Annotated in this window: 16 protein-coding genes; 14 read left to right on the top strand and 2 right to left on the bottom strand. The window is 60.3% G+C overall.

What is annotated here, in order from left to right:
• Window positions 1-131: 131 nt before the first annotated feature.
• The 14 genes from flhA to UIA24_RS15630 all read left to right on the top strand — a co-directional run bounded on the left by flhA (window position 132) and on the right by UIA24_RS15630 (window position 14235).
• Window positions 132-2261 (top strand): flagellar biosynthesis protein FlhA, encoded by a 2130-nt coding sequence (gene flhA / locus UIA24_RS15565; RefSeq protein ID WP_330523233.1) that lies wholly within the window; start codon window positions 132-134, stop codon window positions 2259-2261.
• Between the two features lie 11 nt (window positions 2262-2272).
• On the top strand, window positions 2273-3583 hold the full coding sequence (flhF, locus tag UIA24_RS15570) for a flagellar biosynthesis protein FlhF (RefSeq protein WP_065760004.1): 1311 nt from the start codon (window positions 2273-2275) through the stop codon (window positions 3581-3583).
• A gap of 120 nt (window positions 3584-3703) precedes the next feature.
• Entirely contained in the window at window positions 3704-4537 is an 834-nt protein-coding gene (gene fleN / locus UIA24_RS15575; protein WP_065760005.1) for a flagellar synthesis regulator FleN, read from the top strand.
• Window positions 4534-5274, top strand: a complete 741-nt coding sequence (gene fliA / locus UIA24_RS15580) for an RNA polymerase sigma factor FliA (RefSeq protein WP_065760006.1) — start codon at window positions 4534-4536, stop codon at window positions 5272-5274. Before fleN ends, fliA begins: the two co-directional genes overlap by 4 nt.
• Before the next feature lie 106 nt (window positions 5275-5380).
• Window positions 5381-5755, top strand: a complete 375-nt coding sequence (locus UIA24_RS15585) for a chemotaxis response regulator CheY (RefSeq protein ID WP_176717425.1) — start codon at window positions 5381-5383, stop codon at window positions 5753-5755.
• A 20-nt stretch (window positions 5756-5775) separates the two neighbouring features.
• Window positions 5776-6564 carry a protein phosphatase CheZ gene (locus UIA24_RS15590; protein WP_065760008.1) on the top strand — a complete coding sequence of 263 codons (789 nt, stop codon included), beginning with the start codon at window positions 5776-5778 and terminating at the stop codon, window positions 6562-6564.
• 12 nt (window positions 6565-6576) lie between these two features.
• Window positions 6577-8799 (top strand): chemotaxis protein CheA, encoded by a 2223-nt coding sequence (locus tag UIA24_RS15595; RefSeq protein ID WP_330523234.1) that lies wholly within the window; start codon window positions 6577-6579, stop codon window positions 8797-8799.
• A 45-nt stretch (window positions 8800-8844) separates the two neighbouring features.
• Window positions 8845-9960 carry a protein-glutamate methylesterase/protein-glutamine glutaminase gene (locus UIA24_RS15600; protein ID WP_065760010.1) on the top strand — a complete coding sequence of 372 codons (1116 nt, stop codon included), beginning with the start codon at window positions 8845-8847 and terminating at the stop codon, window positions 9958-9960.
• Window positions 9960-10700: a flagellar motor protein gene (locus tag UIA24_RS15605; protein ID WP_065760011.1), complete on the top strand. Its 741-nt coding sequence runs from the start codon at window positions 9960-9962 to the stop codon at window positions 10698-10700. Before UIA24_RS15600 ends, UIA24_RS15605 begins: the two co-directional genes overlap by 1 nt.
• Window positions 10701-10703: 3 nt before the next feature.
• Window positions 10704-11591 carry a flagellar motor protein MotD gene (gene motD / locus UIA24_RS15610; RefSeq protein ID WP_330523235.1) on the top strand — a complete coding sequence of 296 codons (888 nt, stop codon included), beginning with the start codon at window positions 10704-10706 and terminating at the stop codon, window positions 11589-11591.
• Between the two features lie 45 nt (window positions 11592-11636).
• The gene (locus tag UIA24_RS15615) at window positions 11637-12425 is read left to right on the top strand and encodes a ParA family protein (RefSeq protein WP_065760013.1); all 789 of its coding nucleotides are present in this window, start codon (window positions 11637-11639) and stop codon (window positions 12423-12425) included.
• Entirely contained in the window at window positions 12425-13294 is an 870-nt protein-coding gene (locus tag UIA24_RS15620) for a CheW domain-containing protein (protein WP_330523236.1), read from the top strand. Before UIA24_RS15615 ends, UIA24_RS15620 begins: the two co-directional genes overlap by 1 nt.
• A 67-nt stretch (window positions 13295-13361) precedes the next feature.
• Window positions 13362-13841 carry a chemotaxis protein CheW gene (locus UIA24_RS15625; protein WP_065760015.1) on the top strand — a complete coding sequence of 160 codons (480 nt, stop codon included), beginning with the start codon at window positions 13362-13364 and terminating at the stop codon, window positions 13839-13841.
• Window position 13842: 1 nt separating this feature from the next.
• The gene (locus tag UIA24_RS15630; protein ID WP_065760016.1) at window positions 13843-14235 is read left to right on the top strand and encodes a DUF2802 domain-containing protein; all 393 of its coding nucleotides are present in this window, start codon (window positions 13843-13845) and stop codon (window positions 14233-14235) included.
• 635 nt (window positions 14236-14870) lie between these two features.
• Here the strand turns inward: UIA24_RS15630 and UIA24_RS15635 are convergent.
• Together UIA24_RS15635 and fliK are read right to left on the bottom strand one after the other, a co-directional pair.
• Window positions 14871-15206, bottom strand: coding sequence for an EscU/YscU/HrcU family type III secretion system export apparatus switch protein (locus UIA24_RS15635; protein ID WP_099773935.1), 336 nt, complete (start codon window positions 15204-15206; stop codon window positions 14871-14873).
• Window positions 15203-16774 carry a flagellar hook-length control protein FliK gene (gene fliK, locus UIA24_RS15640; RefSeq protein ID WP_330523237.1) on the bottom strand — a complete coding sequence of 524 codons (1572 nt, stop codon included), beginning with the start codon at window positions 16772-16774 and terminating at the stop codon, window positions 15203-15205. Before fliK ends, UIA24_RS15635 begins: the two co-directional genes overlap by 4 nt.
• Between the last annotated feature and the right edge of the window lie 45 nt (window positions 16775-16819).

Consider the following 16819-nt stretch of genomic DNA (forward strand, 5'->3'; position numbering starts at 1 on the left):
GACCGCACCGCATACGTTCTGATCCCCCTGAAAGCCTCTTATTGCGTGACAGACGCAAAGTTGGAAGGCTTCTTGCAGAGGCAGCGCCACGCGCCTTCGTGGCGTCAAAAGTTTGCTTGAGAGGAATACCGGTGGATCGCACTCAGTTAATCAACAGCGCCCGTAGCAACCTGGTCGGCCTTGGCCGAGGAAACCTGGGTGTGCCGCTGTTGCTGCTGGTGTTGCTGGCAATGATGATGTTGCCGATCCCGCCGTTCCTGCTCGACGTGTTCTTCACGTTCAACATTGCCCTGTCGATTGTGGTCCTGCTGGTGTGTGTCTACGCACTGCGCCCACTGGATTTTGCTGTTTTTCCGACCATTCTGCTGGTGGCGACGCTGCTGCGACTGGCGTTGAACGTAGCGTCGACGCGGGTGGTCATGCTCCATGGTCATGATGGTCACGCTGCGGCCGGTAAGGTGATTCAGGCCTTTGGTGAGGTGGTGATCGGCGGTAACTACGTGGTCGGTATCGTGGTCTTCGCCATCCTGATGATCATCAACTTCGTCGTGGTTACCAAGGGTGCAGGGCGTATCTCCGAAGTGAGCGCGCGGTTTACCCTCGACGCGATGCCGGGCAAGCAAATGGCAATCGACGCCGACCTCAACGCCGGCCTGATCGATCAGGCCCAGGCCAAGGCGCGCCGCTCCGAGGTGGCTCAGGAGGCTGAGTTCTATGGTTCCATGGACGGTGCCAGCAAGTTTGTGCGCGGTGACGCCATCGCCGGCCTGCTGATTCTGTTCATCAACCTGATCGGCGGTATGGCCGTCGGTATGTTCCAGCACAACATGACCTTCGCCGATGCGGGCAAGGTGTACGCCTTGTTGACCATTGGTGACGGTTTGGTGGCGCAGTTGCCATCGCTGCTGTTGTCCACCGCCGCGGCGATCATGGTGACGCGTGCCTCGGGTTCCGAGGACATGGGCAAGCAGATCAACCGGCAGATGTTCGAGTCGCCGAAGGCCCTGGCGGTTTCGGCCGGGATCATGCTGGTCATGGGCCTGGTGCCGGGCATGCCGCACATTGCCTTTATCGGCTTGGCGGCGCTGGCCGGTGGTGCCGCCTACATGGTGTGGCGCAAGCAGAATCAGGCCAAGCTCAAGGCGCAGGAAATGGCCCAGATGCAGCAAGACCTGCTGCCGTCTCCACAGCGAGCCATGGAAACCAAAGAGCTGGGTTGGGATGACGTCACGCCGATTGACATGATCGGCCTGGAGGTGGGCTATCGCCTGATTCCATTGGTCGACCGCAATCAGGGTGGGCAGCTGTTGGCGCGGATCAAGGGCGTGCGCAAAAAGCTCTCCCAGGACCTCGGTTTCCTGATGCCGACGGTGCACATCCGCGACAACCTCGACCTTGCGCCAAGTGTCTACCGCCTGACGCTCATGGGGGTCATCCTGGCTGAGGCGGAAATCTATCCTGACCGCGAGCTGGCGATTAACCCGGGGCAGGTCTTTGGTACGCTCAATGGCATTGCCGCCAAGGACCCGGCCTTCGGCCTGGAGGCTGTGTGGATCGACGTGGGTCAGCGCAGTCAGGCTCAGTCGCTGGGTTATACCGTGGTCGATGCCAGCACCGTGGTTGCTACGCACTTGAACCAGATCCTGCACAAGCATTGCCATGAGCTGATCGGTCACGAAGAGGTTCAGCAGTTGCTGCAGGTGTTGGCCAAGGGCTCGCCGAAACTGGCCGAGGAGCTGGTGCCGGGCATCATGTCGCTGTCGGGGTTGCTCAAGGTGTTGCAGGCGCTGTTGTCCGAGCAGGTGCCCGTACGCGATATCCGCAGTATTGCCGAAGCCATCGCGAACAACGCCGGGAAGAGTCAAGATACCGCCGCTTTGGTGGCTGCGGTGCGCGTCGGATTGTGTCGCGCCATCGTGCAAAGCATTGTCGGCACTGAGTCTGAGCTGCCAGTCATCACGCTTGAACCAAGGTTGGAACAGATTTTGCTCAATAGTTTACAAAGGGCCGGGCAAGGTCAAGAAGAGGGCGTTCTTCTTGAGCCAAGCATGGCTGAAAAGCTTCAGCGTTCGTTAATCGAGGCTGCCCAGCGTCAAGAAATGCAAGGGCAACCAGCGATCTTGTTGGTCGCAGGGCCGATACGGGCAATGTTGTCGCGTTTTGGTCGCCTGGCAGTACCGAATTTGCATGTTTTGGCGTATCAGGAAATACCTGACAACAAGCAAGTCACCATCGTTGCCACAGTAGGCCCCAACGGCTGAGGTAGTGGGTTATGCAAGTTAAGCGTTTTTTCGCAGCCGATATGCGTCAGGCCATGAAGTTGGTTCGTGATGAACTGGGGGCTGAGGCCGCCATCATCGGCAACCGACGGATTGCTGGCGGTGTCGAGCTGACGGCTGCGCTGGACTACAAGTTGTCTGCCTTGTCGCCACGTGTTCCCAATGTCGAGCTTGAGGACGAACTGCGCAAGACTCAGTCGCGCATCGTCACTGCCCAAGCCGAATTGAGCAGCCGCGTCGAGGGTGACGAGACGGCGAATCGCCAGTTGTTCGCCGGCCTGCCACTAACTGCATCGGAGCCGCTGATCGAGCCGCATGTCGATGAGCCGGAGCGCCCTCGGGTCGCGCCAGCGCCTGCGGTAGATCAGCGCCTGTTTGACTCGATGCGTAACGAGCTGTCTGGTTTGCGTGAGTTGCTGGAAGTGCAGCTGGGGTCGCTGGCGTGGACTCAACTGCAAGGCAGCAAACCGCAGCAAGCGAGCCTCTGGCGCCGCCTGCAGCGTATTGGCTTGTCGGGACCGCTGTCGCGCGAGCTGCTTGACCTGACCGCCGAAATTGAAGAGCCACGCCATGCCTGGCGGATGTTGCTGGCCCACCTGGCGCGGATGATCAGCGTGCCGGAAGTCGATCCGATCGAAGAGGGTGGGGTGATCGCCATGGTCGGCCCGGCGGGTATGGGCAAGACCACTACGCTGGCGAAGTTGGCAGCCCGCTACGTGCTCAAGTACGGCGCGCAGAACCTGGCTCTGGTGAGCATGGACAGTTTCCGCATCGGTGCCCAGGAACAACTGAAGACGCTCGGGCGTATCCTCAATGTTTCGGTCACCCATGTCGATCCGGGGCAGTCCTTGGGGCAGGCGTTGGAGCCCTTGCTGCGCAAGCGCGTGGTACTGATCGATACCGCAGGTTTGCAGGCCAGTGATCCGGCCCTGCGCATGCAGTTGGAGACGCTGGCCGGTCGCGGTATCCAGGCGAAGAACTACCTGGTGTTGGCGACGACCAGCCAGAAACAGGTGCTGACGGCGGCCTACCACAGCTACAAACGCTGCGGGCTGGCCGGTTGCATCCTGACTAAACTTGATGAAACCGCCAGCCTCGGTGAGGTGTTGAGCCTGGCGATCAGTCATGAATTGCCGGTGGCCTATCTGACCGATGGGCCGCGCATTCCGGATGACTTGCACTTGCCGCGCCGCCACCAGTTGGTCAGCCGCGCGGTTAGTGTGCAAATGCAGGACGAGCCCAGCGAGGAGGCCATGGCCGATATGTTCGCTGATCTCTATCACGGCCCTAAGCGTGTTGGCTGAGGTGTCGGTGAAGACGTTGCAAAGTATCTACATCAATGGTCTGCCAGGCATTTTTCAGGTGTTTGAAAGTGCAGCCAGTCATGTGGCCTCGGTCTAAGCAAGACAAGGTAAAGAACAAACATGGGTAGCATGCATCCCGTACAGGTGATCGCCGTGACCGGCGGCAAAGGTGGCGTTGGCAAGACTAACGTGTCAGTGAACTTGTCACTGGCGTTGGCCGAGCTCGGCCGTCGCGTCATGCTGTTGGACGCCGACCTGGGCCTGGCTAACGTCGACGTGTTGCTGGGCCTCACGCCCAAGCGAACCCTGGCCGACGTTATCGAAGGGCACTGCGAGCTGCGCGACGTGCTGCTGCAGGGGCCGGGTGGTGTGCGCATCGTGCCAGCCGCTTCGGGTACGCAAAGCATGGTTCACCTGGCGCCCGCTCAGCATGCCGGCCTGATTCAGGCGTTCAGTGATATCGGCGACAACCTCGATGTGCTGGTGATCGACACCGCTGCGGGTATTGGTGACTCGGTGGTCAGCTTCGTTCGAGCGGCCCAGGAAGTGTTGCTGGTGGTCTGTGACGAGCCCACCTCGATTACCGACGCCTATGCGTTGATCAAGCTGCTTAACCGTGATTACGGCATGAACCGCTTCCGCGTGCTGGCGAACATGGCGCAAAGCCCTCAGGAAGGGCGCAATCTGTTCGCTAAGTTGACCAAGGTCACGGATCGCTTCCTCGATGTCGCCCTACAATACGTCGGTGCAGTGCCGTATGACGAGTGCGTGCGTAAAGCCGTGCAGAAGCAGCGAGCGGTCTATGAAGCCTTTCCGCGTTCCAAGTGCGCGTTGGCGTTCAAGGCCATCGCACAGAAGGTCGATAGCTGGCCGCTGCCAGCCAACCCACGCGGCCATCTGGAGTTCTTCGTCGAGCGTCTGGTGCAGCCGACCAGTGTGGGGCCTGCTCTATGAGTGCCAGCGGTTTCCGGATGTACAGCAAGGCTTCGCGCGACGCGCAGTATGAGTTGGTCGAACGCTACGCGCCGTTGGTCAAGCGCATCGCTTACCACCTGTTGGCGCGTTTGCCCGCCAGTGTTCAGGTTGAAGACCTGATTCAAGCCGGCATGATCGGTTTGCTTGAGGTGGCGAACAAGTATGACTCAAGCAAAGGTGCCAGTTTTGAGACCTATGCCGGTATTCGCATCCGCGGTGCGATGCTGGATGAGGTGCGCAAGGGGGATTGGGCGCCGCGTTCGGTTCATCGCAATACCCGCATGGTCAGTGATGCAATTCGCGCTGTTGAAGCAAAAACAGGTCGTGACGCTAAAGATCATGAGGTTGCTGCCGAACTTCAATTGAGTCTCGATGATTATTACGGGATTTTGAATGACACCTTGGGCAGTCGCCTGTTCAGCTTCGACGACCTGTTGCAGGACGGCGAGCATGAAGGGCTGCACGAGGACGGCGCCAGCGCCCAGGTCGAGCCTTCGCGCGATCTGGAAGACGAGCGCTTTCAGGCAGCGTTGGCAGATGCGATTGCCAACTTGCCTGAGCGTGAGCGGCTGGTGCTGGCGTTGTATTACGACGAAGAGCTGAACCTCAAGGAAATCGGCGAGGTGCTTGGGGTCAGTGAGTCGCGGGTCAGCCAGTTGCACAGCCAGTGTGCTGCACGCTTGCGTGGGCGGCTGGGAGAATGGCGCGCGCGTTGATTGCTGGGTTTCATGCAGTCGTGAAAATGTTGTGCCGGATTTGATTGAGTGCGCGTTCAGCGCTGAGCGCGTTAAAGACTGCTTGGAGGTCTAATTGGACAAGAACATGAAAATCCTCATCGTTGACGATTTTTCGACGATGCGGCGGATCATCAAGAACCTGTTGCGTGACCTGGGCTTCACCAATACCCAGGAAGCGGACGACGGCGTCACTGCACTGCCAATGCTGCACAGCGGTAACTTCGATTTTCTGGTAACGGACTGGAACATGCCTGGCATGTCCGGCATCGACCTGCTGCGTACGGTGCGCGCTGACGAACGCCTGAAGCACCTGCCGGTGCTGATGGTAACGGCAGAGGCCAAGCGTGATCAGATCATTGAGGCGGCTCAGGCTGGCGTTAATGGTTACGTGGTAAAACCATTCACGGCTCAGGTGTTGAAAGAAAAGATCGAGAAGATCTTCGAGCGCGTCAATAGCTGAGGTACGCCACGGGGGCGCTTATGGAGCATAAACAATCGTCGTTGGGCGACTTCGAGTCGACACTGAAGAAACATGCCAACGAGCTTGTCGATAGCCTTGAACGAGGTAAATTCGGCGACGCGGTACAACTGATCCATCAGCTGAACCAGACCCGTGATCGTGGCCTGTATCAGGAAGTCGGCAAGCTCACCCGCGAGTTGCATAGTGCGATCGTCAGTTTTCATATTGACCCGCAGATGCCGCAGGCTGAGGAAGTGTCGCAGATCACCGATGCCACCGAGCGCTTGTCCTATGTGGTCAAGCTCACCGAGGGCGCGGCTAACCGGACCATGGACCTGGTCGAGCAAAGTACGCCGGTGCTTCAAGAATTGAGTGCCGAGGCAAGTACCTTGAGTGCTGACTGGCAGCGTTTCATGCGTCGAGAAGTGGCTGCGCCGGAGTTTCGCGAGCTGGCGCGTCGTGTTGACAGTTTTCTGACGCGCAGCGAGGCCGGCACCCGTGAAGTGGCAGGCCACCTCAATGACATTTTGTTGGCTCAGGACTACCAAGACCTGACCGGCCAGGTGATCAAGCGCGTCACGCAACTGGTTACCGAAGTAGAAAGCAATCTGCTCAAGCTCGTATTGATGGCCAGTCAGGTCGACCGCTTTGCCGGTATTGAACATGACCACCAGCAGCTACGTGCTGAAAAAGATCAAGAAAAACATCCGACTCGGGGTGAAGGTCCGCAGATTCATGCCGATAAGCGTGAAGACGTCGTGTCCGGTCAGGACGATGTCGACGATCTGTTGTCTAGCCTGGGTTTTTAGGGAGCACGTTTAATGAGCTTCGGCGCCGATGAAGAAATCCTCCAGGATTTCCTGGTAGAAGCCGGCGAAATTCTTGAGCAACTGTCCGAGCAATTGGTCGAGCTGGAAAGCCGGCCTGATGATGCGGATCTGCTCAATGCAATCTTTCGCGGCTTTCACACTGTAAAAGGGGGCGCCGGCTTCCTCCAGCTCAATGAGCTGGTGGAGTGCTGCCATATTGCCGAGAACGTGTTCGACATTCTGCGCAAGGGCGAGCGTCGCGTTGACTCCGAGCTGATGGACGTGGTCCTGGAAGCCCTGGACACGGTCAACAGCATGTTCGGCCAGGTCCGCGAGCGCAGCGATGTGACGCCGGCCACGCCAGAGCTGCTGGCTGCGCTGGCACGTCTGGCTGAGCCGGCTTCGGCCCAGCAGGCTGCTGCACCCGAGCCTGAGTCAGAACCGGTTGCCGAGGCGCCCGCTGAGCAAGCGTCTGGCGACATTACCGACACGGAGTTCGAGCAACTGCTCGACTCGCTCAACGCCGTCAAGGCCGAGGCCGAGGCGCCTGCCGCTCCGGCAGCAGCGGCGGGTGATGAAATCACCGATGCCGAGTTTGAGTCATTGCTCGACCAACTGCACGGCAAAGGCCAGTTTGCTGCCGACAGCCTTCCCACACCTGCTGCGCCTGCGTCGGCAGCGGTTGTCGAGGCAGGCACTGAAGCCAGCAACGAAATTACCGACGACGAATTCGAAGCGCTGCTGGATCAGCTTCATGGCAAGGGTACCTTTGCTGTGGATGCACTGCCGGCCGCGGCTGTCGAGCCCGCTGCTACCGAAGGGTCGGGCGACCATATTTCCGAGCACGAGTTCGAAGCGTTGCTCGATCAGATCCACGGCAAAGGTAAATTTGCCGAGGGCGCAGCAGCAACGGCCTCGGTCGCAGAAGCAGCAGTAGCCAAGCCTGAGGCCAAACCCGCGCCCGCTGCAGCACCTGCACCTGCTCCCGTCGCCAAGCCAGCTGCCGCTGCAGCACCTGCGCGTCAGGCCGCTCCGGCGTCAGCCGACAAGCATGCTGCCAGTGAAGCCGAAACCACTGTGCGCGTCGATACCGCCCGCCTCGATGAGATCATGAACATGGTCGGCGAGCTGGTACTGGTGCGTAACCGTCTGGTTCGCCTGGGCTTGAACAGCGGCGATGAGGCCATGTCCAAGGCGGTGTCGAACCTCGACGTGGTCACCGCTGACCTGCAGACCGCGGTCATGAAGACCCGCATGCAGCCGATCAAGAAGGTCTTCGGGCGCTTCCCCCGCCTGGTTCGTGACCTGGCGCGCCAGTTGAAGAAAGAGATCAACCTGGAGCTGGTGGGCGAAGAGACCGACCTGGACAAAAACCTGGTCGAGGCCTTGGCCGACCCGCTGGTCCACTTGGTGCGCAACGCTGTCGACCACGGTGTCGAAACACCGGAAGAGCGTGAAGCCGCAGGCAAGTCGCGTGGTGGCAAGGTCGTACTGTCGGCTGAGCAGGAAGGCGATCACATCCTCTTGTCGATCTCTGACGACGGCAAGGGCATGGACCCCAACGTGCTGCGCGCCAAGGCGGTGGAAAAGGGCCTGATGGACAAGGATGCAGCCGATCGCCTGAGCGAGTCGGACTGCTACAACCTGATCTTCGCCCCGGGCTTTTCCACCAAGACCGAGATTTCCGATGTGTCTGGCCGTGGTGTCGGCATGGACGTGGTGAAAACCAAGATCTCCCAGCTCAACGGCTCGATCAACATCTACTCGGCCAAGGGCCAGGGTTCGAAGATCGTGATCAAGGTGCCGTTGACCTTGGCGATCATGCCGACGCTGATGGTCATGCTGGGCAATCAGGCGTTCGCGTTCCCGCTGGTCAACGTCAACGAAATTTTCCACCTCGACCTGTCGCGTACCAACGTGGTTGACGGCCAGGAAGTGGTGATCGTACGCGACAAGGCGTTGCCACTGTTTTACCTCAAGCGCTGGTTGGTCAGCTCTGCCGCTCATGAAGAGCAGCACGAAGGCCATGTGGTGATCCTCTCGGTGGGCACTCAGCGGATCGGCTTCGTCGTCGATCAACTGGTCGGCCAGGAAGAGGTGGTCATCAAGCCGCTGGGCAAGATGCTGCAAGGCACCCCTGGGATGTCGGGCGCCACCATTACCGGTGACGGGCGCATTGCGCTGATCCTCGACGTTCCGAGCATGCTCAAGCGTTACGCTGCCCGGCGTATTTGATCCCGGTGGCGCGGTCTTTCGACCGCGCCCCGTAATGGAGTGTTTATGGCAGTCAAGGTCCTGGTGGTGGATGATTCCGGTTTCTTCCGCCGCCGTGTCTCGGAAATTCTTTCAGCGGACCCGACTATCCAGGTCGTGGGCACCGCGACCAACGGCAAGGAAGCGATCGACCAAGCACTGTCGCTCAAGCCTGATGTGATCACCATGGACTATGAAATGCCCATGATGGATGGCATCACTGCCGTTCGGCACATCATGCAGCGTTGCCCGACGCCGGTGTTGATGTTCTCCTCGCTGACCCATGAAGGTGCTCGCGTTACCCTTGATGCACTGGATGCCGGTGCGGTGGATTACCTGCCGAAGAACTTCGAGGACATCTCGCGCAACCCGGAAAAGGTCAAGCAACTGCTGTGCGAAAAGGTTCATACCATTTCCCGCAGTAACCGCCGCTTCAGCAGTTTCGCCACGCCAGCTCCGGCTCCAGCGCCCAGCGCCCAGCACAGTGTCAGCAGCATGGCGTCGCCAGGCCTCTCGCGCCCAGCGCCTGCTAGCGCGCCAGCACGTGCGGCCGCACCCAGCTCGCCTGCACCCAAACGCAAGTCCTACAAGCTGCTGGCCATCGGCACGTCGACAGGCGGCCCGGTTGCCCTGCAGCGCGTACTGACCCAGCTGCCGGCAAACTTCCCAGCGCCGATCGTATTGATCCAGCACATGCCGGCGGCGTTCACCAAGGCGTTTGCCGAACGCCTGGACAAGCTCTGCAAGATCAGTGTCAAGGAAGCCGAGGACGGTGACGTGTTGCGTCCTGGCCTGGCGCTGCTGGCCCCTGGTGGCAAGCAGATGATGGTCGATGCGCGGGGTACGGTGAAAATCCTCCCGGGCGACGAGCGTCTGAACTACAAACCGTGCGTGGACATCACCTTTGGTTCTGCCGCGAAGTCCTACGGCGACAAGGTATTGGCCGTGGTGTTGACCGGCATGGGCGCTGATGGCCGCGAAGGTGCTCGCCTGCTCAAGCAGGGCGGCAGCCAGGTCTGGGCTCAGGATGAAGCCAGCTGCGTGATCTATGGCATGCCCATGGCGATCGTCAAGGCCAATCTGGCGGACGCGGTGTACGGCCTGGATGACATCGGTCGGCATCTGGTCGAGGCGTGCGTCTAATGGATGTCTTGAGCCTCATCGGGATCATCCTGGCCTTTGTTGCCATCATCGGTGGCAACTACCTGGAAGGCGGCCACCTGTCTGCGTTGATCAACGGCCCTGCGGCGCTGATCGTGCTCGGCGGCACGTTGGCAGCTTCGTTGCTGCAGTCGCCGATGAGCGCTTTCAAGCGCGCGATGCAGATTGTCATCTGGATCCTGTTCCCGCCACGGGTTGACCTGGCCGGTGGTATTGATCGGGTCGTCAACTGGAGCCTGACGGCGCGCAAAGAGGGCCTGCTGGGCCTGGAAGGGGTGGCTGACGCCGAGCCCGATCCCTATGCGCGCAAGGGCTTGCAACTGCTGGTCGATGGTGCGGAGCCGGAAGCGATTCGCAGCATTCTCGAGGTGGATTTCTACACCCAGGAAAGCCGCGATATCCAGGCTGCAAAAGTGTTCGAGAGCATGGGCGGCTATGCGCCAACCATCGGCATCATCGGTGCGGTAATGGGTTTGATCCATGTGATGGGCAATCTGGCCGACCCGTCCCAGCTGGGCAATGGCATTGCCGTTGCGTTCGTGGCGACGATCTATGGTGTTGCCAGTGCCAACCTGATCCTGCTGCCGGTCGCCAACAAGCTCAAGGCTCTGGCCCTGCGTCAGTCGCGTTACCGGGAAATGCTCCTGGAAGGCCTGTTGTCGATTGCAGAAGGTGAAAACCCGCGTTCGATCGAGTTGAAGCTTCAGGGCTTCATGGAGTAATACATGGCTCGTCGTCGCGCCCCCGAGGAACATGAGAACCACGAACGCTGGCTGGTGTCGTACGCCGACTTCATTACCTTGTTGTTCGCCTTCTTCGTGGTCATGTACTCGATCTCCTCGATCAACGAGGGCAAGTACAAAATAATTTCCCAGGCCCTGCTCGGGGTTTTCAATGACCCCGAACGGAGCATGCGGCCGATTCCGATTGGCGATGAGCAGCCGCTCAGCGTCAAGCCAGCCGAACCGCTGATCCGCGATAGCGAACAGGTCGATGCCGGGCTTGCTCAAACCAACAGCGATCCACTCAAGACCATCACCAACGATGTTCGGGACGCCTTCGGTGATTTGATCAAATCCGATCAGATGACGGTGCGCGGCAACGAGTTGTGGGTGGAGATCGAGTTGAACTCTTCGCTGCTGTTTGGCAGTGGCGACGCCATGCCCAGCGACGCGGCCTTCAATATCATCGAAAAAGTGGCGCGGATCCTGAAGCCTTTCGCCAACCCGGTGCATGTCGAAGGGTTCACCGACGATTTGCCGATTCGCACGGCGCAGTACCCGACCAACTGGGAGCTGTCGTCGGCACGTGCGGCCAGCATTGTGCGCCTGTTGGCGATGGAAGGCGTTAACCCCGCACGCATGGCGTCGGTGGGCTATGGCGAGTTCCAGCCGATTGCCAGCAATACCACGGCAGATGGGCGTGCGCGCAATCGTCGGGTGGTGCTGGTGATCTCGCGTAACCTGGAGGTGCGCCGCAGCCTGACCGGTACGGGCAGTGCCAATGCCACGCCAGATGCAGCAATGAAGCGAGCTGGCACACAAACTGCACCGCGAGTGGTATCACCGACGGTCGGGGCCAGCCCCGTCAATTCCCCGTCACCGACCTTATAACCGATCCCGGTAGGGCAGGTTGCCGTAGCGGGAGGAAGCAGCGCAATGAGAGTCTGGGCAGTAGCCAATCAAAAAGGTGGCGTCGGCAAGACCACCACGTCCATCGCCTTGGCCGGTTTGCTGGCTGATGCGGGCAAGCGCGTGGTCGTGGTTGACCTCGACCCTCACGGGTCCATGACCAGCTACTTCGGGCACAATCCCGATACCCTGGAGCACAGCAGCTTCGACTTGTTCCTTCACAAGGGCACTGTCCCCGAAGGCTTGCCGGGGCAGCTGCTGCTGCCGACCAGTCACGACAATATCTCGTTGTTGCCATCGAGTACCGCCCTCGCCACCCTGGAGCGTCAGTCTCCCGGGCAAAGCGGCCTGGGCCTGGTGATCGCCAAGAGTCTGGCGCAGCTGTGGCAGGATTTCGACTACGCCATCATCGACAGCCCACCGTTACTCGGCGTGTTGATGGTCAACGCCCTGGCTGCCAGCCAGCAACTGGTGATTCCAGTGCAAACCGAATACCTGGCGGTCAAAGGCCTGGAGCGCATGGTCAGCACGCTTGCGATGGTGAACCGCTCACGCAAGCAGGCGTTGCCGTTCCATATCGTGCCGACGTTGTTCGATCGGCGTACCCAGGCTTCCATGGGCACGCTGCGGGTGCTGCGTGACAGTTACCCGGAACATATCTGGCAGGGCTACATCCCGGTTGATACGCGCCTGCGTGATGCCAGCCGGGCCGGTTTGACGCCTTCGCAATTCGATGGCAAAAGCCGTGGCGTAACCGCTTACAGGGCGCTGCTCAAGCAGTTGCTTACCCACAACGCTGCAGCGCAGGTGGCTTGATGACTCGCCCCGCGTTGATCGCCACCCGGCCACAACTGGCCCTGCAATCCTATCTGGATGGCTTGTTGCAGGAAGCGACCGAAGAGTTGGAGGCGCCGCGTGTTGAAACGCTTCGCCCGCCTGTCGAAGTGCCAGCGGAACTGGACGAATTTCAGGCTGCCGTGCTTGAAGAGCAGGTGCGTGATGCCAAGCGCCAGCCGTCTGTATCGGTAGAAGTCACCACAACGGTCTTTGCCGAGCCGAGCCGGCTGGTAATGCCTGTTATCGCGCCACCGCTGGAGGTCGCGGTAGCACCAGCGGCTCCGGTGGTTGAGGCGCCAGTGCCGGTTGAACCCTTGGTTGAGGTTCATCTGCCGCCTGCGCTCAATCCGCCAGTGCCTCCGGCTACCACAGACGGTCGCCCAGCCTGGGCTGCCGAACCGTTTGAATGCCTGTTGTTCGATGTCGCCGGGCTGACGCTGGCCGTTCCGCTGGTTTGCCTGGGCTCGATCTACTCGCTGGCGGGTCAGGAACTGACACCGTTGTTCGGCCAACCTGACTGGTTTCTTGGCATTCTGCCGAGCCAGGCCGGCAACCTGAAAGTGCTGGACACTGCCCGTTGGGTCATGCCGGACCGCTACCGCGATGATTTCCGTCAGGGGCTGCAGTATGTGATTTCGGTGCAAGGCTACGAGTGGGGGTTGGCGGTGCATCAGGTCAGCCGCTCGCTGCGCTTGGACCCCGGCGAAATCAAATGGCGTAGCCAACGTGGCCAGCGGCCATGGTTGGCCGGTACCGTGATTGAGCATATGTGCGCGTTGCTGGATGTCGCCGAATTGGCTGAGCTGATTGCCAGCGGCGCGGTCAAGCAGATGCACAAACAACCATAAATGATGGCCGCACCGCGTGCGGTCACACTGAGCACACCGCCAACGGCGGATTTTGAGGGTTAGGGGAATGAAAAAGACATCTGCACAAGGTTCCGAAGATCCGATTCTGCAGTGGGTGACCTTCCGCCTGGACAACGAGTCCTACGGCATCAATGTGATGCAAGTGCAGGAAGTGCTTCGCTACACCGAGATTGCGCCTGTGCCGGGTGCGCCGAGCTACGTGCTGGGCATCATCAACCTGCGCGGTAACGTCGTCACCGTGATCGATACGCGTCAGCGCTTTGGCCTGGCACCGACCGATGTCAGCGACAACACCCGTATTGTCATCATCGAAGCGGACAAGCAAGTCGTTGGTATTCTGGTCGACAGCGTTGCCGAAGTGGTTTACCTGCGCCAATCGGAAGTTGAAACCGCGCCGAATGTGGGCAACGAGGAATCGGCCAAGTTCATTCAAGGCGTATGCAACAAGAACGGCGAGCTGCTGATTCTGGTTGAGTTGGACAAGATGATGACCGAGGAAGAGTGGTCAGAGCTGGAGAACATCTGATTTGATTTTCGAGGTTGCAGTCATTTTTCTGGCGCTGCTCTGGGCGGTGAGCCTGTGGCTGTTTCTGGGGTATAGCAAGCGCCAGCGTGAGCTGGCCTCGCAACAGGCCCAGGGTGATGCGCTGCGCGATCAGCGCATCAAGGACCTGGCCAAGCGCTTGGACGATTACCAGAATGGCACCGTGCGAATGGGCGAAGCCCTGCATGAGTTGCGTGCGGTCGTGGCACCGTTGCCTGACAAGCTGATGCAGTTGGAGCAGCGCGACCCCAACAGCCTGTCGTTTGCCCAGGCCGAGCGCTTGGTCGGCATGGGTGCTAGCGTCGACGAACTGACCCAGTCCTGCGGCCTGACTCAGGCCGAGGCAGAGCTGATGAGTAAGCTGCACCGCGGCTAAGCACCCAATCAGCTGCATCAAGGCCAAGATAAACCGCCGTTTACCTTCACGGATAAGCGGCGAGTTCCTGCGTGGGCTTTGTTTGTCAGTGCGCGAAGTAGCAGGCGCTGCAGGGTGTCCCTTCAGTAGGCTGAGTGGAGCCATCGCGGCCACAGACACGCATCCCCCCTGATGAAAGCAAGCATATCCATTTGCGATCTTGGGCCTGATACCCCGTTCCGCCTTTACGGCGGGGCACTTTTGTCGGGGCAAAAGTGACCAAAACCCCTCGTCCCAACATCCGGCCCTCCGCTGCGCTGCGGGTTCTCTCACTCCGGCAGTGCTCCCGCCGGGGCCGTGCTGAAGGGCCTTCCTGGCCCTCAGCCCTTGCCAGGCATCCCTGCCTGGCACCCGACTACGCACTGCCTGCGTTCGACCTCCTGAAGGGACAATTTGGCGGCGCCTGCAGGTTCAGCGTACGAAAAAGCATTGCCGGCAAAAAAGTGGATCGCCGTAAAAGGCGAAACCAGCCGGTAGTGCCACTGTAGGGAATGGATATGTTCACGAGGTGAGTGCCACCCGCCACAAACACGCATCCCCCCTGATGAAAGCAAGCATATCCATTCGCGATGTCGGGCCTGATACCCCGTTCCCCGTTACAGCGGTGCCTTCAGGCCCAGTGCCTGTGGCGTTACATCCCGTTCCTGCGGTCCCTCATCTACAAAATCCACCGGCACCTTGCCTTTGAGTTGCCAGGCGAAGGCGATGATTTCGGCGATGGTCAAGTACAGCGCTTCGGGTATACGGTCGCCCAGTTCCATCCGTGCCAGCAGTTTCACCAGGTCGGCGTTTTCATAGATGGGCACTTCGTGCTCGCGCGCCAGGGCCAGGATCGCCTCGGCCAGTGCGTCATCGCCTTTGGCCGTGAGGGTGGGCGCTTGTTGGCCGTCGTAGCTCAGGGCAATGGCCTGGCGGGGTGTTTGCTCAGTCATGCGTTTTCATCTACCCAACGTTGTTCCAGGCGTGTACGCGGCCCTTGCGGCGGCGTGCCGTGATGACAGTTCAGCTCGCCGACGCTCAGCCCCCGTGCTAGTAAACGAGTGCGCAGCTCGCTCAGCTGGCTTTCGATCAGGCGCACTGTGCTGGGCAGCTCGGCCCACAGCTGGCTCGACAGGCAGCCCTGGGCAAGCTGCGCCTGCACTTGCAACGGTCCCAGCGGGCTGAGGTCGAACGACAGCTCAATCTTCCAGAGCATTTCCAGAGGGTCGCGCTTTTCACGTTCCGGGTCGGCCTGTTGCTCAGGCGTTTCTTCGCGCTGCAGCTTGACCTGCAAGGGCATGAAGTCCTGGCCAGTGCGCAGCGGAATTTCCAGTTGCCAGGTGGTCTGCAGGGTGCCGTCGGCGGTACTGCCGGTTTGCTCCAGGCTAGCCAGTTGATGGCTTTGCAGCCGAGAGACGGCCGCCGCCGCGAGGCGCAGCACGTGCTCAAGGTCGCCTTCGCCCTCCAGGCTTTGCAGCAGTCGCGAGGGCAGGGGGAAGCTGGAAGGGGTGATCCGTGCACCCACCTGGCCGAGCATACCCAATGCGTTGCGCAGCATGCCCGGCATGGCCTGGGACAGGGTGGTCGCTGCGGTGGCGGGGTTGAATGGGGTGCTGGTGGGCAGCCCCGGCAATATCTGTGCGATCAGGCGTACTACCTGGGCCTTGAGGTCCGGTGCAAGGCCGCTTGGCAGGCCGTTGAGCAACTTGGCTTCCAGAAATAGGCCGCTGTTGTTCATGGCGTGGGCCAGGCCCTTCGCATCGCTGAGCTGGCGTACATCCGGCAGGCTGGCAAGCAGCGTGTCGATACGGGTACGCAATGGGGCAGGTTGTTGATCATCGCTGGCGATCCGCTGCAAGGCCGCCAGCAGACCTGGTAATGATGCCTGGCGGGTTTGCTGGCTGCTCAGGTGTTGGGCGATTGCCAACTGGTCCTGGCGACCACTCAGCGGCATGAACGATAGCTGTTGTTCACTGCGTACGACGGCGCTGAGCAAGCTGCCCAGAGGCAGCGGGCGCGGGCTGTCCACGGCCAGCGTGGCGCCTGCCTGGACAGTATTGAGCAGGCTAACCAGTGAGCGGAACACGCTGGCCTGGCCGTTGGCCTGGGGCAGGGCCTGGCTGGTCAGTACCTTGCCTTGCAGCAGGGTGCCGACCGGCAACTGGCGGGTGTCGATCTGGGTCAACGTGGTGACAGTACTGGCCTTGGCCTGTTGCACGCCAATAGCCAGGGCGGAGGCGCTGGGCTGGCTGACGGTAAGCTGGGTGCCTTGGGCCAGCGGCTGGCTGCTGTTGGCTTGTACATTGGTTTGTCGCCCGCTGTCCTGGGTCAACTTGATCAATAGTTGGAAGTCTTGACCATTCTGCTTCAGCGAGAGAACTTCGGCGTCTGCCGTTTCGCCGGGGGCCAGCAGGCCCTGCTGAGGCTGCAAAAGCCTGAGCAGTTCGCCGGTCATGGCGGCACCGCGCGCCTGTGGATTGGCCAGTGCCTGCGTGCCGACGCTGTTGATTTCGCCTGTCATCAAGTTACAACCTGTCGAAATAGCCCTCTTTGCAGTAGGACATGG

The organism is Pseudomonas sp. AL 58, assembly GCF_036348395.1.
GTDB classification, from domain to species: Bacteria; Pseudomonadota; Gammaproteobacteria; order Pseudomonadales; family Pseudomonadaceae; genus Aquipseudomonas; species Aquipseudomonas defluvii.

What these genes read in the sequence shown, in the direction of transcription:
- flhF (WP_065760004.1), top strand. Translation starts at nt 2,273, where the DNA reads ATGCAAGTTAAGCGTTTTTTCGCAGCCGATATGCGTCAGGCCATGAAG.
- fleN (WP_065760005.1), top strand. Translation starts at nt 3,704, where the DNA reads ATGGGTAGCATGCATCCCGTACAGGTGATCGCCGTGACCGGCGGCAAA.
- fliA (WP_065760006.1), top strand. Translation starts at nt 4,534, where the DNA reads ATGAGTGCCAGCGGTTTCCGGATGTACAGCAAGGCTTCGCGCGACGCG.
- UIA24_RS15585 (WP_176717425.1), top strand. Translation starts at nt 5,381, where the DNA reads ATGAAAATCCTCATCGTTGACGATTTTTCGACGATGCGGCGGATCATC.
- UIA24_RS15590 (WP_065760008.1), top strand. Translation starts at nt 5,776, where the DNA reads ATGGAGCATAAACAATCGTCGTTGGGCGACTTCGAGTCGACACTGAAG.
- UIA24_RS15595 (WP_330523234.1), top strand. Translation starts at nt 6,577, where the DNA reads ATGAGCTTCGGCGCCGATGAAGAAATCCTCCAGGATTTCCTGGTAGAA.
- UIA24_RS15600 (WP_065760010.1), top strand. Translation starts at nt 8,845, where the DNA reads ATGGCAGTCAAGGTCCTGGTGGTGGATGATTCCGGTTTCTTCCGCCGC.
- UIA24_RS15605 (WP_065760011.1), top strand. Translation starts at nt 9,960, where the DNA reads ATGGATGTCTTGAGCCTCATCGGGATCATCCTGGCCTTTGTTGCCATC.
- motD (WP_330523235.1), top strand. Translation starts at nt 10,704, where the DNA reads ATGGCTCGTCGTCGCGCCCCCGAGGAACATGAGAACCACGAACGCTGG.
- UIA24_RS15615 (WP_065760013.1), top strand. Translation starts at nt 11,637, where the DNA reads ATGAGAGTCTGGGCAGTAGCCAATCAAAAAGGTGGCGTCGGCAAGACC.
- UIA24_RS15620 (WP_330523236.1), top strand. Translation starts at nt 12,425, where the DNA reads ATGACTCGCCCCGCGTTGATCGCCACCCGGCCACAACTGGCCCTGCAA.
- UIA24_RS15625 (WP_065760015.1), top strand. Translation starts at nt 13,362, where the DNA reads ATGAAAAAGACATCTGCACAAGGTTCCGAAGATCCGATTCTGCAGTGG.
- UIA24_RS15635 (WP_099773935.1), bottom strand. Translation starts at nt 15,206, where the DNA reads ATGACTGAGCAAACACCCCGCCAGGCCATTGCCCTGAGCTACGACGGC.
- fliK (WP_330523237.1), bottom strand. Translation starts at nt 16,774, where the DNA reads ATGACAGGCGAAATCAACAGCGTCGGCACGCAGGCACTGGCCAATCCA.